The organism is Streptomyces sp. NPDC031670, from assembly GCF_055580545.1.
This window is the reverse complement of record NZ_JBVILC010000022.1, coordinates 21,326-36,817: the sequence shown is the minus strand read 5'-3', so window position 1 is coordinate 36,817 and position 15,492 is coordinate 21,326. Positions and strand designations below refer to the sequence as shown.

Genomic DNA, 15,492 nt, shown 5'->3' with positions numbered 1-15,492 from the left:
GCCTAGCCCCGTAGCGGATGTTTTGGGCAGGGAGTGTCCGAACTCTCCCCCTCGGGTGACACCGCGCGGGTGACACGTCGGAGAGACCTCGGGCACCGCCCCGGGCGCCGGGCCGTGGGCCGGTCCCGGTTAGCGCACGTGTCCGTCGCCGGTGACGATGTACTTGGTGGAGGTGAGTTCCGGCAGGCCCATGGGGCCGCGGGCGTGGAGCTTCTGGGTGGAGATGCCGATCTCGGCGCCGAAGCCGAACTGGCCGCCGTCGGTGAAGCGGGTGGAGGCGTTCACGGCGACGGTGGTGGAGTCGACCAATTGGGTGAATCGGCGGGCGGCGGCCTGGGAGGTGGTGACGATCGCCTCGGTGTGGCCGGAGGTCCACTGCCGGATGTGGGCGACGGCGGCGTCGAGGGAGTCGACGACGGCGGCGGCGATGTCGTAGGAGAGGTATTCGGTCTCCCAGTCCTCGGCGGTGGCGGCGACGACGGTCGCCTTGCCGGACTCGGCGTAGGCCTGGACGCGCGGGTCGCCGTGGACGGTGACGCCGGCCTCGGCGAGTGCGTCGAGGGCGCGGGGCAGGAAGGCGTCGGCGATGTCCTGGTGGACGAGGAGGGTCTCGGCGGCGTTGCAGACGGAGGGGCGCGAGGCCTTGGAGTTGATGAGGATGTCGACGGCCATGTCGAGGTCGGCCTGGGCGTCCACGTAGACGTGGCAGTTGCCGGTGCCGGTCTCGATGACGGGGACGGTGGACTCCTCGACGACGGTGCGGATGAGGGAGGCTCCGCCGCGCGGGATGAGGACGTCCACGAGGCCGCGGGCGCGCATCAACTCACGTACGGAGTCCCGGGATTCGCCGGGGACGAGCTGGACGGCGTCGGCGGGCAGTCCCGCGCCGGTGACGGCGTCGCGCAGGACGCGTACGAGTGCGGTGTTGGACTCGTACGCGGAGGAGGAGCCGCGCAGCAGGACGGCGTTGCCGGACTTGAGGCAGAGGGCGGCGGCGTCGACGGTGACGTTGGGCCGGGCTTCGTAGATGATGCCGACGACGCCGAGGGGGACCCTGATCTGGCGCAGGTCGATGCCGTTGGGGAGGGTGGAGCCGCGGACGACTTCGCCGACGGGGTCGGGGAGGGCGGCGACGTCGCGTACGTCGGAGGCGATGGCGCGGACGCGGTCGGGGGTGAGGGTGAGACGGTCGATGACGGTCTCGCTGGTGCCGGCGTCGCGGGCCTTGGCGGTGTCGAGGGCGTTGGCCTCGACGATCTCGTCGGTGCGGGCTTCGAGGGCGTCGGCGATGGCCAGGAGCGCGTTGTCCTTGGCCGAGCGCGGCAATGGCGCGATATCGGCGGCGGCCGTGCGGGCCCGGTGGGCGGCCTGGGTGACCGGGGACAGGTTCTCGTTGGGGGAAAACGCGCTCATGTCCGCAGGGTAGTGCGCCGGGCGGGCGTGTTCCGCACGGATTCCACGTGCCGAGACGGCGCTCTCACGGTCCGGTCGCGCGGGCTGCCCGGGACGTCCAGGTCGTGCGGGCCGTCCGGACGCGCGGGCGCCCGCACCTTCCCGAACCGGCGCGTCTCGAACCGGCGCGTCTCGAACCGACGCGTCCCGAACCGACCCGTCCCGAACCGACCCGTCCCGAACCGACCCGTCCGAAACGTTCAAGCGGGCGGCATCCAGCCCCCGTGTCTCAAAAGGGGTGGACGCCGACGGGTGCGGCCGGGGGTGGTCCGTAGCCCTCGGCGAGGCGCTGGTGGTAGGTCTCGCGGTCGATGACCTCCAGGCCGACGATCTCCCAGGGCGGGAGTTTGGCGGTGGAGCGGTGTTCGCCCCACAGGCGCAGGGCGACGGCCGCCGCGTCGTGCAGGTCGCGGGCCTCTTCCCAGTAGCGGATTTCGGCGTGGTCGCCGGCGTATCTGCTGGTCAGTAAGAAGGGGTGGTCGTGGGCGAGCTGCTCAAGGCCGCGGCGGACCTCTTTGAGGGGGGTTTCGGTGCCGGAGACGCTGAGGGTGATGTGCCAGAGCCTTGGGGTGTCCCCGGGCTTCTCCCACTCCTCGGTCTGGGTGATGTCGGTCCCCGTGCCCACGCTGGTCAGGGTCCGCCCGTCCTCCCCCACGGTCCTGCGGGCGTGGGTTCCCCCGGCTCGGGGCGCCGCCCCCGGGCGCGCTCGTCTCACCGGCGGCCTCCTGTGATGCTGCGATGCGATGTCGTACCCCCCGCGGGTCATCCCCGCGAGTACCCCGAAACAAAGTTGACCAGTCCGGGCCGGGTCGCGGGGCGGTTTTCGTGAAGGTGTCGTTCCGAGGGCCGGACTTTCAGCCGTTTCAGGGGTGCAGGACGACCAGATCGTCCCTGTGTACGACTTCTCGCTCGTAGGCGGGACCGAGTTCGCGGGCGAGTTCGCGGGTGGAGCGGCCGAGGAGTTGCGGGATCTCCTTGGCGTCGAAGTTGACGAGGCCGCGGGCGACGGCGCGGCCGGTGGTGTCGCGGAGTTCGACGGGGTCGCCGGCGCTGAACTCGCCCTCGACGGCGGCGATTCCGGCGGGCAGGAGGGAGGAGTGGCGTTCGACGACGGCGGTGACGGCTCCGTCGTCGAGGACGAGGTGGCCCTGGGGGGTGGAGGCGTGGGCGAGCCAGAGGAGGCGGTCGGCGGAGCGGCGGCCGGTGGGGTGGAAGTAGGTGCCGGTGTCGCGGCCGGCGAGGGCGTCGGCGGCGTGGCTGGCGGAGGTGAGGACGACGGGGAGGCCGGCGGCGGCGGCGATGCGGGCGGCTTCGACCTTGGTGACCATGCCGCCGGTGCCGACGCCGGCTTTGCCTGCGCTGCCGATCTGTACGTGGGCGATGTCGTCGGGTCCGTGTACTTCGCCGATGCGGGTGGTGCCGGGTTTGCTGGGGTCGCCGTCGTAGAGGCCGTCGACGTCGGAGAGGAGGACGAGGAGGTCGGCGCGGACGAGGTGGGCGACGAGGGCGGCGAGGCGGTCGTTGTCGCCGAAGCGGATCTCGTCGGTGGCGACGGTGTCGTTCTCGTTGACGACGGGCAGGGCGCCCATGGCGAGGAGCTGGTCGAGGGTGCGGTAGGCGTTGCGGTAGTGGGCGCGGCGGCTGGTGTCGTCGCTGGTGAGGAGGACTTGTCCGACGCGTACGCCGTAGCGGGCGAAGGAGGCGGTGTAGCGGGCGACGAGGAGGCCTTGGCCGACGCTGGCGGCGGCCTGCTGGCGGGCGAGGTCGGTGGGGCGGCGGCGCAGGCCGAGGGGGGCGAGTCCGGCGGCGATGGCGCCGGAGGAGACCAGCACTATTTCCTTCTCGCCGCCGCTGCGGGCTTTGGCGAGGACGTCGACGAGGGCGTCGACGCGGTCGGCGTCGAGGCCGCCGGAGGCGGTGGTGAGGGAGGACGAGCCCACCTTGACGACGATCCTGCGGGCCTGGGTCACGTACTGCCTTGCCACTGTCACACCGGGAAATCTATGTCAGGCCGGGGTGGGGGCGCACGGCCGTTTCGAGCGTTGGACGGGTCCCCGGCCTGCCGGTCCCCCGGCAGGCCGGGGGCCCGGGGGCCCGGGAGCCCCGGGCCCCGCAGCCGTCTGGGGGGTCAGTCGCGCGGGTGGCGCAGCTGCCAGCCCTCCCAGGCGGAGGTGATCATGGCGCGGATGTCGTGGCGGGCGCTCCAGTCGAGTTCCTTGGTGATGAGCTCGGCGGAGGCGACGACGCGGGCGGGGTCGCCGGGGCGGCGGGGGGCGACCTCGGGGGCGGGCTCGGTGATGCCGGTGACGTCGCGGATGATGTCGACCATCTCGGCGACGGAGGCGCCTTCGCCGCGGCCGATGTTGAGGATGAGGGCGGCGTCGGGGTCGGCGGCGAGCCGGCGGGCGGCGGCGAGGTGGGCGGTGGCGATGTCCTCGACGTGGATGTAGTCGCGTACGCAGGTGCCGTCGGGGGTGGGGTAGTCGTCGCCGAAGATCAGCGGTGCTTTGCCGTCGGTGAGGCGTTCGAAGACCATCGGGACGAGGTTGAAGATCCCGGGGTCGCCGAGTTCGGGGGTGGCGGCGCCGGCGACGTTGAAGTAGCGCAGCGAGGCGGTGGCCATGCCGTGGGCCTTGCCGACGGCGCTGACGAGCCATTCGCCGGCGAGCTTGGTCTCGCCGTAGGGGCTCATGGGCAGGCAGGGGGTCTGCTCGGTGACGAGGTCGACGTCGGGCATGCCGTAGACGGCGGCGGAGGAGGAGAACAGGAAGCGGCGTACGCCGGCTTCGGCGGCGGCTTCCAGGACGGTCCGCAGGCCTTCGACGTTCTCGCGGTAGTAGTGCAGGGGGCGTTCGACGGATTCGCCGACCTGCTTCTTGGCGGCGATGTGGATGACGCCGTCGACGTCGTTCTCGCGCAGGACGCGGTCGAGGACCGCGCGGTCGAGGACGGTGCCGCGTTCGAGGCGGACGCCTTCGGGCAGCCGGGCCGGGTCGCCGGTGCTGAGGTCGTCGAGGACGACGACCTGCTCGCCGCCGTCGACGAGGGCCTTCACCACGTGGGATCCGATGTAGCCGGCACCGCCTGTGATCATCCAAGTCATGCGGACAGTCTAGGAGGCGGTCCGGGGCGGGTGGCGGGGCCGGGCGGCGCCGCCGCTGTGACTTTTCGTACGAAGGTGAGGGCGGCGTAAGGGCGGGGTGGCCGGTTGTGCGGGCGCGTATCGCCGCACGGGGGTGTGGGCCGGGACATATGAGGCGTACGGGAGTTGTCCGTGCGCCCCCGTCGTCCTCCGGTCCGCCCCGGCGGTGCGGGGCGGACCGGTGTGTCGCTCAGACGGTGCCGGCGCGCGGCGGGACCCTGGTGACCGCGGGGGTGGTGTTCAGGTTGAGCGTGACGAGGGCGACGCCCTCGCTCGCGCCCTGGACGACGGCGGGGGCACCGACCATGAAGCCGGAGGACGCGTCGCCGTGGAGGGTGACTTGCTTGCCGCTGTCGACCATCTCGATGGAGCCGGTGCCGCTGCGGGAGGCCAGCATGACGCCGCCGGTGGCGAGGTCTTGGCCGTCGACGAGGGCGACCGGGCCGTAGCCGGTGACCTTCTGGTCGGGCAGTTCGGTCCAGCGGCCGGCCTGGCCGCCGCGGAGCTGGGCGACGTTGATCTGGTCGCTGGAGGGCTTGTGGAAGGCGAGCAGCACGGAGCCGTCCTGGGCGGTGACCGCGTCGGGGGCGTCGCCGGGCCGGGTCTTGAGGCCGCGGGGGCCGCGGACCAGGGTGCCGCCGGGGTCCTTCTGGGTCCAGTGCTCGACCCAGCCGAAGGCGGAGCCGAAGACGTGGACGCGGCCGTCGCCGTCGACGGCGGCGGCGAGGCCTTCCTGGATCTGTCCGCCGCCGGCCAGCTTCTGCCAGGGCGACCAGGTGCCCTGCTTGCTGCGGACGCGGGTGCTGATGCCCTTGGCGGCGTTGCGGACGAAGACGTGGATGGTGCCGTCGGGGGCGGCGACCGCGGTGGGCGGGCCGGTGAGGCGGGAGCGGCGGGGGTCGGTCTCGGGGTTGCCGAGGCTGGTCCAGCGCTCCTCGAAGGCGCCGCCGGCGCTCTTCTGCTGGAGGACCACTATCTCGCGGGTGTCGTCCTTGTCGGTGGCGCCGAGGCCGGTGAAGCGCAGGCCGAGGACGAGGTGGCGGCCGTCGGCGGCGACGACGGCGCTGAGGGCGGGGGCGAGGGGGCCGCCGCCGAGGTCCTCGGCGGCGCCCCAGCCGCCGCTGTAGGGGCCGGATTCGCGCCAGCGGGCGGCGCGGGTGCCGAGTACGGCGTAGGCGCTCATGCGGCCGTCCTCGTCGATGACGACCTTGGGGCCGGCGGTCGGGTAGCGGCGGTGGGTGGAGCGGACCCAGCCCTTCTTGGACTTCAGGACGCCGTTGAGGCCGACGGAGTAGTCGCCGCAGCCCGAGGCGTTGCCGCACTGCCAGCTGGAGGCGCCGCCGTAGGCGTTGAGGTACTCGGTCTTCTGGTGGACCGTGTCATTGGGCAGGTTGTACGGCCAGCGCTGGTTGTAGTAGCCGCGGAAGGCCTCGGTGAGGAAGCCGGGGGTGCGCGTGCCCTCGCTGCTGCCCTGGCCCCACTGGGCGAGGGCGCGCCAGGTGAAGAGGGCGACGGCGGTGTGGTCGGGGTGGTCGGAGTAGCCGACCTGGTCGCTGCCGCGGGGGTGGAGCTTGTCGTGGACCTGGGCGTCGGGGTCCGGGTCGAGGGTGCGCACCAGCGTGGGCCGGTACTTGCGCATCAGGAACAGCAGGGCGTCGGTGAGCTCGTCGCGGCTGTAGGTGTACTTCTCGCGGACCGGGGACTCGGGGGTGGGCTGGGTGCGCAGGACCACGCCGGGGGTGTTCCACAGCTGGGTCATGCCGACCCAGCCGCGGCCGGTCTTCTCGTGCATCCGCACGCCGAGGAAGATCAGTTCGGCGCGGCGGCCGTTGTACTCCAGGACGTTGAGCTCGGCCTCGCGTCCGCCGGGCAGTTTGAGGGCGGTGCGTGTCCACGGGGTGAAGAGGGTCGCGCCGAGCATCCGGGCGTACGCCTGGCGCAGGCCCTGCTGGCGTGCGGAGACGTAGGCGGGCACGTCGGGGCGGGCCTTGGGCTCGCCGGGTGCCTGGTTGACGCCGAAGGAGCCGCCGCCGGTGACGTACACGGAGACGACGGGGACGCCGCGCTCGATGGTGTTGAGCGTGTCCGGGTTCATGAAGAAGAGGTCGTCGTCCGGGTGCGCGACGATCGCCATGGCGAGCGGGCGGCCGGGGGTGTCGAAGCTGCTGCGGTGGTCGACCGGCAGCAGCGACACCGGCTTCGGTGGTTGACTGGTGACGGCGGCACCTCTGGCCGACGGGTGCTTGCTGTCACACCCGGCGATCGCCCCCGCCGCAACCGTCCCCGCCAGCGAAGCCAGCACGGCACGCCGGGAGGCCACTTGGCGTCCCATCTTCGGCCAGCGTCCCATGTCCTTCTCCCACTCCCCGCTCCACGTTCATCTGCGATCAAGCAGACCGCCACCCGAGGAGAGGGCGGAAACTTCGTTTGGGTTCCACTCGATGATGCAATCGTGATGCATCGATAGAATTACGAAGCAACTTGCCGATCTTACGCATTATTGGCAGCATGCAACGCTGACCATTAGCCCAGACGAGAGCTAGGTTCACCGTGAGTGACTCACTGCTGCCCTATGCGGTGGGCGCCGCCAAGCGGGCGCGCCGCGCGGCAGTACGTATGCGCCGACGTGTCGAGCAGATGCATACCGTACCGGCCATCGACGGAGTCAAGCCGCGTCCGCTGCTGCGGCCTGTGCATTTCTCGGTCTCCGGTGGGCGCACCCTCAACTTCGCGGTGACGTTCCCGCGCCGTCCGGAGGCGGTCGGGGCGGCTCATCTGGAGTTGTCGCGCGGGCGCAAGGTCGTCCACGTGGAGCTGGAGCAGGAGCCGCAGAGTGACGGAAGTCTCCTTCTGACGGCGACCGTTCCGCTGCGCCATGACGATCCGTCGGAGACCGGCACCCGGGGTCCGGTGCTCTCGTCCGGTATGTGGCGGATGGAGGTCGTCGTCACGGAAAGCGACGGCCGTGAGCTGCGGGCCAAGATCGCCTCGGCTCCCGCGGAGTCCTCCGACGGGCCCACCCTGTCCACCTCGCCCTCCCCCAGCAGCGGCGCGGTCTTCCGCCCGGTCCGCTCGGTCGACGGCCGCTCCATGCTGAACGTGCGCGGCCCGCGCCACCAGGCCGAGCTCACCTCGTTCGAGCTGCGCTGGGACCGGATCGTGGTGCACGGCCGGCTCATCGCGCCCAAGGCGCCCGTCGAGGAGTACACCGCGGAGGCGGTGCTGCGGCGCGGCGGCAAGTCGGCGGCGGCGGCCGTGGTGTGGGACGGTGACCGCTTCACCTTCGACGTACCGCTCGCCGAGATGGCGGTCGGCCGCGCCACCCGCACCTGGGACATGCATCTGAAGGCCGGCGGGAACCGCATCAAGATCGCCCGGCGGCTGACCGATGTGCGTCACCCCAAGCAGGTCTACCGGACGCCGTTCCGTATCGTCGCTCTCGACAACGGTTCGCTCGCGCGGGTGCACGCCTACGTCACACCGGCCGGCGTGCTCGCCGTGTCCTGTACCGGATTCGGAACCGCCCCCCGTGGCGCAGAGGAAGTTGCATGAAGATCACGTTTCTGCTCACCTGGGGCGACGAGATGGGCGGCACCGAGATGGCCGCCTACACCCAGGCGATCCATCTCGCTCCCCGGCACGAGGTCGAGGTGCTGAGCGTCTTCAAGACCCGTCCGGAGCCGTTCTTCTCGGCCGCCCGGCAGGTCAAGCGGCGCTACCTGGTGGACAGGACCGAATCGTACGGACGCCCGGTGCGCCCGAGTTCGCTGGACGAGAACGCCTGCCGGACCCTGGAGTCGCTGCCGAGCGAGATCATCAAGCCGTCCTGGGAGTCGACCTTCGACCGGCTCTCCGACATCGAGATGACGGCCGCCCTCGGCTCCCTCGACTCGGACGTGCTGATCACCACCACGCCGGCGCTGCTGGCCGCCGCCGCCGAGCTCGCCCCCTCCCGGGTCGTCACCGTGCACCAGGAGCACCGCGCCTCCCAGCTGCGCGGCGTCTCCGGTGAGCCGCTGCTGGTCTACGGCCCGCGCGTGGACGCGCTGGTGTCGCTGACCGAGCGCACCAACGACTGGTTCGCCGACTCGCTGCGCGACTCCGCCCCGGAGCTCGCCGCGATCCCCAACGCGGTGCCGGACGGCTACCGTCCGCGCGCCGACCTGGAGTCCAGGACGATCGTCCTCGCTGCCCGGATGACCCCGGAGAAGCAGCTGGACCACGCCATCCACGCCTTCCACCGGATCTCCGCGGACTTCCCCGACTGGCAGCTGCGGATCTTCGGCGACGGCCCGCAGGAGGTGCGTCTGCGCCGCCTCGTCGAGGGTCTGGGCATGCACTCGCGCATCGAACTGGTGGGCCGCTCCTCGCAGATGGAGCAGGAGTGGGCCAAGGCCAGCGTCTGCCTGCTGCCCTCGCGCAACGAGGCGTTCCCGCTGGTGCTCCTGGAGATGTTCGCGGCCGGCGTGCCGGTCATCGCGTACGACATCGTCACCGGCCCCGCCGAGATCATCCGCCACGACGTGGACGGTCTGCTGGTGCCGCCCGGCGACATCGACTCGCTGGCCGCCGCGATGTCCCGGCTGATGGGCGAGGACGACACCCGGCACGCCTTCGGCAAGGCCGCCCGCAAGGGCGTGTACGAGCGCTTCGGCGGCGAGGACATCACCGCCCGCTGGGAGGAGCTCTTCGCCAAGCTGGTGGCCCGCCGCGACACCCCCGAGCGCCTCGCCCAGCGCGCCGACCGCACGGCGCTGCGCATCGCGGCCGGCGGCACCCGCAGCTTCAGCGTCGCCGCCCCCGTCTCGGCCCTGTCGAACTCGGCGGACGAGCAGAAGGCCCGCGAGGTGATGATCCAGGCGCAGGACCGCAGCGGGACGCTGATCCGCTCGGCCGGCCGCCTCGCCGAGCAGCGCGACGACATCACCGGCCCGCGCATGGCCCAGATCAACCTGGAGATCACCGCCAAGGTCCTGGAGGACGCGGGAATCCCGTACGTCCTGCTGCGCCACGACGTGGGTGTCGCCCACCGCGTCGCCGTCCCCGTCGAGATGCGCCGCCGGGTCCTGGAGGCCATGTCGACGGCCCTGCACGGCAAGCCGGTCTACGCCGAGCTGGTCACCCCGCGCGGCGCGGCCCCGGGCGCGGTCCTCGCCGAGCGCCTCGACGGCGTCGGTGAGGTGGCGGGCCTGCGCGTGTTCAAGCCGATCACCTCCGAGAGCCGCACCCTGCGCTACGGCCCGGCCTACGGCTGCGGTCTGGAGTTCTGGGCGGAGTCGGAGGAGGACGGCTGGCGCGAGACGCCCCGGCTGACCACCCTGCTCGGGCGCCGCCTGCCGAACCTGGAGGCCACCGCCAAGCTGCGGGTCGGCGAGCGCGACTACCCGACGCTCGCGCAGTTCACCAAGCAGCTGATGTGGGACGTCGACTACCCCATCGACGTCGTCTACACCTGGGTCGACGACACCGACCCGGCCTGGCAGGAGCGCCGCGACTCGGTGCGCCGCAGCCGGAACATGCCGACCAACGACGCCGACAGCGGCGACGTGCGCTTCCGCAACCGCGACGAGCTGCGCTACTCGCTGCGCTCCCTGGAGATGTTCGCGCCCTGGGTGCGCACCATCTACCTGGTGACCGACGACCAGACGCCGGAGTGGCTGGACACCACCCAGCCCGGCATCAAGGTCGTCAGCCACCGGGAGATCTTCAAGGACCAGGCCTGGCTGCCGACGTTCAACTCGCACGCCATCGAGAGCCAGCTGTACCGCATCGAGGGCCTCGCCGAGCACTTCCTCTACCTCAACGACGACGTGTTCATCGGCCGTCCGCTGGCGCCGTCGTCGTTCTTCCTGAGCAACGGGGTGGCGAAGTTCTTCCGCTCGCCCACCACCGTCCCGCCGACGGAGCCGTCCCCGGACGACGAGGGCTACTTCGCCGCCGCGAAGAACAACCGGGCGCTCCTGGAGAAGGCGTTCGGGCGGGTGGCGACCAACAGCTTCCTGCACGCGCCGCACCCGCTGCGCCGCAGTGTGCTGACCGAGATCGCGGACAAGTTCCCCGAGGAGGTGGGCCGGACCGCGGCCAACCCCTTCCGCGCCAACTCGGACCTGTCGATCACGTCCTCGCTCCACCACCACTACGGCTACCTGACCGGCAGCTCGGTGCCGAGCGCGATCTCGTGCAGCTACATCAACGTGGGCAACTACGACCACCACACGGTGCTGACCCGGCTGCTCGCCGAGCGCGGCCACGACACGTTCTGCATCGGTGAGTCCGCCGACGCGGAGGTGTCGGTGGAGGAGCAGGACCGCGTCCTGCGCGCGTTCCTCAGCGCGTACTTCCCGGTGAAGTCCCGCTACGAGCGCGACTGATCCGAACGAAGGGATCGCCCCGGACCTCCTGGTCCGGGGCGATCCCTTTTTCCCGCTCCGGCGCGGGCCTGAGCGCGCTACTTCTCGAACGGGCTCGGCACCGGGAAGTACGCGTCCAGGAACGGCGTGATGAGGTCCTTCTGCTCGTGCACGTCCTGCTCGGTGGAGACCGTGTCGTTGACGCAGAACACCGTCTTGTCCCGGTTGGCGAGGAGGCGGCCGAGCCGTGTCTCCGTCCACGGGTGCGTCAGATCGAGGTAGGTGTACGGGAGTTCGGAGGGCACCGCGCGCTGCGTGTGGTACGCGTAGTAGTGGTGCAGCGAGGAGGAGATGGAGATGTCGTCCTCCGAGCGGAACCGGCTCGCCTCGGTGTAGCGGTACTCCGGCTCGAACTCCGTCTCGATCTCGGTGAGCAGGCTGCGGCGCAGCGGGTGCGGCATGTGCTTCATCTTCTGCACGACGACCGCCCCGTACCGCTCCTCGATCAGTCGGCGGTTGTTCTTGCCCGCGGCGGCCACCGGCGGGTCCTCGGGGGTGCGCGCGCCCAGCGGTACGAGCGCGGGCGAGGGGAAGAACTTGGTGAGGCCGCTGGAGAGGAAGAAGTCCTGCGGGGTGACCTCGTTGCCGAGCATCACGTCGTCGTTGAAGTACAGGAAGTGCTCGGCCAGGCCGTCGATGTGGTGGAGCTGGCTCTCGATGGCGTGCGAGTTGAAGGTGGGCAGCAGCGCCGGGTCGCGGAAGATCTCCTTGTGGCTGACGACCTTGATGCCGGGCCGGGTGGTGTCCAGCCACTCGGGCGTCTGGTCGTCGGTGACGAGGTAGACGTTGCGTACCCAGGGCGCGTACATGTGCAGCGAGCGCAGCGAGTAGCGCAGTTCGTCGCGGCTCAGATAGCGCGCGGCGTTGGCGGCCTCGGCGTGGTAGGTCTCGCCGGTGAACGCGGCGCGGCGGCGCAGCCAGGCCGGGTCGGCGCCGTTCACCCAGGTGTAGACGACGTCGACCGGGAAGGTGATCTCGTCGGTGGGGTGGATGGCGAACTCGGCGCGGGTGGGGACCTGGGCCGCGTCGGGGGCCTCGCGCGGGGCGAGGTGGGTGAAGTAGGCCTCGGAGACGCGGGTGATGGGGCCCTGGAGGGCGAGCGACTCGGCGAGCTTGCCGACGCGCGGCGGCACCAGCTGCCCGTCCTCCTCGTGCCAGAACTCCACGTCGCAGCCGTAGCGGTTGCCCAGGATCAGACGGTGCGTGGGGTCCGTGCGGTACCAGGTGACGCGGACGGTCCCGGCGGTCCTGAACCGGCGCCAGGTGCCGTCCTCGTACCCCGGCAGGGAGGTCTCGGGGACCGGGTTGTTGCCCTTGACGTGGGTGACGTAGCCGGGCTGGTCGCCGCAGAGCGCCTCCAGCACCTTCAGCACGGCCGTGCGGTCGTCCTCGCGGACGGCGACGGCGGCGGCGGTGTCGGAGCGCCCGCGTACGCAGAAGTGGTCGAGGCCGGCCGCGTGCAGGGCCCGCAGCACGGTGTCGAGGTTGGCGCGGCGGGCCTGGAGCGGGGTGATCCCGGGCGTGACGAGCGCGACCTTGGGGTCCTTGCCGACGTGCACGACCGCGCGGTCGGGGCCGGCGGCGAGGCTCTGGTAGCGCTTGGTGACGCGGGCGGCGCGCATCTTCTCGGCGACGGCCGCGCCGCCGGCGATGCGCATCTTGACGCGCCGGCGCATATCGGCGTCGACCTGCGAGACGATCGCCTTGCGGACGCTCTCGGGCACGGCCCGCCGGTAGACCCCCAGCAGTCTCGGTGCCTCGGGATTACGCACGGGGGGCTACTCCTTGACGTTCGGTGGACATCGTACGTTTTCTGAACGTGTCCAGTATGCCGCCGCGGCCGTGGGGGCCGGACGCGGGGTTTTCCCCCGCCCCGCCCCTTCCCGAAAGCCCTCTGGCGGGCGGCCGGGGTCGTTCGTCTGCGGACCGTGCCGGGTTGCTCGCGCAGTTCCCCGCGCCCCTAGAACGCCCCTCCGGGGCGATCCCGGGGATGCCGCGCAGCGGCGTTTAAGGGGCGCGGGGAACTGCGCGCTCAGCCACAGCGGACCCGCAGCCGACCGACAACGCTTCCAGGAAGGCGCCTAGAACGGCTTGAAGTCGTCGTACTCCTGCTGTGCCTCGTCGCGCTCCGCGTCGCGGTCGCGGCGGCGCTGCGCGGCGGGACGGGGGGCCTCCAGGCGGTGGTCCTCGCCACGGCGGCCGAGCATCTCCGCGCCGGCCATCATCGTCGGCTCCCAGTCGAAGACGACCGCGTTCTCCTCGGGGCCGATGGCGACGGCGTCGCCCGCGCGGGCGCCCGCCTTCATCAGCTGGTCCTCGACGCCGAGACGGCTGAGGCGGTCGGCGAGGTAGCCGACGGCCTCGTCGTTGTTGAAGTCGGTCTGGCGGATCCAGCGCTCCGGCTTCTCGCCGCGCACCCGGTAGACCTCGGCCGCCTCGTCGTAGACGACCGTGAAGCCCGCGTCGTCGACCGCCTTGGGGCGGATGACGATCCGGGTGGCCTCCTCGACGGGCTTGGCGGCACGCGCCTCGGCCACGATCTTCGCCAGCCCGAAGGAGAGCTCCTTCAGACCGGTGCGGGAGACCGCGGAGACCTCGTAGACCTGGTAGCCGCGCTGCTCCAGATCGCCGCGGATCATGTCCGCGAGGTCCTGGCCGTCCGGGATGTCGATCTTGTTGAGGACGACGATACGGGGCCGGTCGTCGAGGCCGCCGTAGCTCTTCAGCTCCGCCTCGATGACGTCGAGGTCGGAGACCGGGTCGCGGTCGGACTCCAGGGTGGCGGTGTCCAGGACGTGCACGAGCACCGAGCAGCGCTCGACGTGCCGCAGGAACTCCAGGCCCAGGCCCTTGCCCTGGCTGGCGCCGGGGATGAGGCCGGGGACGTCGGCGATGGTGTAGACGGTGGAGCCCGCGGTGACCACGCCGAGGTTGGGGACCAGGGTGGTGAACGGGTAGTCCGCGATCTTCGGCTTGGCGGCGGAGAGCACGGAGATCAGCGAGGACTTGCCCGCACTCGGGTAGCCGACGAGGGCCACGTCCGCGACGGTCTTGAGCTCCATGACCACGTCACGGGCCTCACCGGGCTCGCCGAGCAGCGCGAAGCCGGGGGCCTTGCGCCGGGCGGAGGCGAGGGCCGCGTTGCCGAGGCCGCCCCGGCCGCCCTGGCCGGCGATGAACGTGGTGCCCTGGCCGACGAGGTCGGCGAGCACGTTGCCGTCCTTGTCGAGGACGACGGTGCCGTCCGGGACGGGCAGGACCAGGTCCTGGCCGTCCTTGCCGGAGCGGTTGTCGCCGGCGCCGGGCGCACCGTTGGTGGCCTTGCGGTGCGGGCTGTGGTGGTAGTCGAGGAGCGTGGTCACCGACTGGTCGACGACCAGGATGACATCGCCGCCACGGCCGCCGTTGCCGCCGTCGGGGCCGCCGAGCGGCTTGAACTTCTCCCGGTGTACGGAGGCACAGCCGTGGCCTCCGTTACCCGCGGCGACATGGAGCTCGACGCGGTCCACGAAGGTGGTCATGGGCTTGCCTCCTGGGGGTCCCCCCGGCCGGAGGCCAGGGGAGTACGGAAATCTGTGTAATGCCGTGTTTCATTAGAAACACGCGAAAGGCGGACCCGCTTCCCGTACGGAGCCCGTACGGGAAGTGAGGTCCGCCTCACGTAGGAACCGGTCAGGCGACCGGAACGATGTTCACGACCTTGCGGCCACGGTGGGTGCCGAACTGCACCGCGCCGGCCTCCAGGGCGAACAGCGTGTCGTCGCCACCGCGGCCGACACCGGCGCCCGGGTGGAAGTGGGTGCCACGCTGGCGGACCAGGATCTCACCGGCGTTGACGGTCTGACCGCCGAAGCGCTTCACACCGAGCCGCTGAGCGTTGGAGTCGCGACCGTTCCGGGTGGACGATGCGCCCTTCTTGTGTGCCATGTCTCCTCAGTCCCTTACTTCGCAGCCGCGGGGATGCCGGTGACCTTGATCGCCGTGTACTGCTGGCGGTGGCCCTGGCGACGGCGGTAACCGGTCTTGTTCTTGTACCGAAGGATGTCGATCTTGGCACCCTTGTGGTGGTCCACGACCTCGGCCGTGACCTTGATGCCGGCCAGCACCCACGGGTCGCTGGTCACAGCGTCACCGTCGACAACGAGCAGGGTCGAGAGCTCGACCGTGTCGCCAACCTTGGCAGTGGAAATCTTGTCAACCTCAACGATGTCGCCGACAGCAACCTTGTGCTGGCGACCACCGCTGCGCACGATGGCGTACACGCGGATCTCTCTCTCACTCGGGACGGGACCTCTGAAGCCAGCCGCTCGCACGGGCGGGCCCGTGACGATCCGGAATGGATGAGCGGCCTCTCCCCACGACCGCGGACGGTCGCCGGGAGGGAGGTGCTCAGAGGCGGGCGCGCATGGAAACACGCCGAGGGTCAAGGCTACGGGTCGCCTTCCCCGGGGTCAAACCAGCGATCTCCCGGCCGGCGCCCGCCCCCAC

Annotated in this window: 11 protein-coding genes; 2 read left to right on the top strand and 9 right to left on the bottom strand. The window is 71.3% G+C overall.

What is annotated here, in order from left to right; genetic code table 11:
• Window positions 1-129 precede the first annotated feature (129 nt).
• From ACZ5ID_RS30335 to ACZ5ID_RS30315, 5 genes are all read right to left on the bottom strand, one after another.
• Entirely contained in the window at window positions 130-1,413 is a 1,284-nt protein-coding gene (locus tag ACZ5ID_RS30335) for a glutamate-5-semialdehyde dehydrogenase (RefSeq protein ID WP_468904200.1), read from the bottom strand.
• Between the two features lie 268 nt (window positions 1,414-1,681).
• Window positions 1,682-2,167, bottom strand: coding sequence for a hypothetical protein (locus ACZ5ID_RS30330; protein ID WP_468904197.1), 486 nt, complete (start codon window positions 2,165-2,167; stop codon window positions 1,682-1,684).
• A gap of 148 nt (window positions 2,168-2,315) precedes the next feature.
• Window positions 2,316-3,443, bottom strand: coding sequence for a glutamate 5-kinase (proB, locus tag ACZ5ID_RS30325; RefSeq protein WP_468904195.1), 1,128 nt, complete (start codon window positions 3,441-3,443; stop codon window positions 2,316-2,318).
• Between the two features lie 137 nt (window positions 3,444-3,580).
• Window positions 3,581-4,555, bottom strand: coding sequence for a UDP-glucose 4-epimerase GalE (galE, locus tag ACZ5ID_RS30320; RefSeq protein WP_468904193.1), 975 nt, complete (start codon window positions 4,553-4,555; stop codon window positions 3,581-3,583).
• Between the two features lie 229 nt (window positions 4,556-4,784).
• On the bottom strand, window positions 4,785-6,926 hold the full coding sequence (locus tag ACZ5ID_RS30315) for a PIG-L family deacetylase (protein WP_468904191.1): 2,142 nt from the start codon (window positions 6,924-6,926) through the stop codon (window positions 4,785-4,787).
• 218 nt (window positions 6,927-7,144) lie between these two features.
• On the opposite strand from ACZ5ID_RS30315, the gene ACZ5ID_RS30310 reads away from it, so the two are divergent.
• Together ACZ5ID_RS30310 and ACZ5ID_RS30305 are read left to right on the top strand one after the other, a co-directional pair.
• A complete protein-coding gene (locus ACZ5ID_RS30310) occupies window positions 7,145-8,146 on the top strand; it encodes a hypothetical protein (protein WP_468904189.1) in 1,002 nt (333 codons plus the stop codon).
• Window positions 8,143-10,965, top strand: a complete 2,823-nt coding sequence (locus tag ACZ5ID_RS30305) for a stealth conserved region 3 domain-containing protein (protein WP_468904186.1) — start codon at window positions 8,143-8,145, stop codon at window positions 10,963-10,965. Before ACZ5ID_RS30310 ends, ACZ5ID_RS30305 begins: the two co-directional genes overlap by 4 nt.
• Window positions 10,966-11,042: 77 nt before the next feature.
• Here the strand turns inward: ACZ5ID_RS30305 and ACZ5ID_RS30300 are convergent, their stop codons facing one another.
• The 4 genes from ACZ5ID_RS30300 to rplU all read right to left on the bottom strand — a co-directional run bounded on the left by ACZ5ID_RS30300 (window position 11,043) and on the right by rplU (window position 15,266).
• Window positions 11,043-12,776: a stealth family protein gene (locus tag ACZ5ID_RS30300; RefSeq protein ID WP_468904184.1), complete on the bottom strand. Its 1,734-nt coding sequence runs from the start codon at window positions 12,774-12,776 to the stop codon at window positions 11,043-11,045.
• Window positions 12,777-13,085: 309 nt separating this feature from the next.
• Window positions 13,086-14,525 (bottom strand): GTPase ObgE, encoded by a 1,440-nt coding sequence (obgE, locus tag ACZ5ID_RS30295; protein ID WP_406555137.1) that lies wholly within the window; start codon window positions 14,523-14,525, stop codon window positions 13,086-13,088.
• Window positions 14,526-14,676: 151 nt separating this feature from the next.
• Window positions 14,677-14,931: a 50S ribosomal protein L27 gene (rpmA, locus tag ACZ5ID_RS30290; protein ID WP_108955339.1), complete on the bottom strand. Its 255-nt coding sequence runs from the start codon at window positions 14,929-14,931 to the stop codon at window positions 14,677-14,679.
• Between the two features lie 14 nt (window positions 14,932-14,945).
• Window positions 14,946-15,266, bottom strand: coding sequence for a 50S ribosomal protein L21 (gene rplU / locus ACZ5ID_RS30285; protein WP_015033583.1), 321 nt, complete (start codon window positions 15,264-15,266; stop codon window positions 14,946-14,948).
• Between the last annotated feature and the right edge of the window lie 226 nt (window positions 15,267-15,492).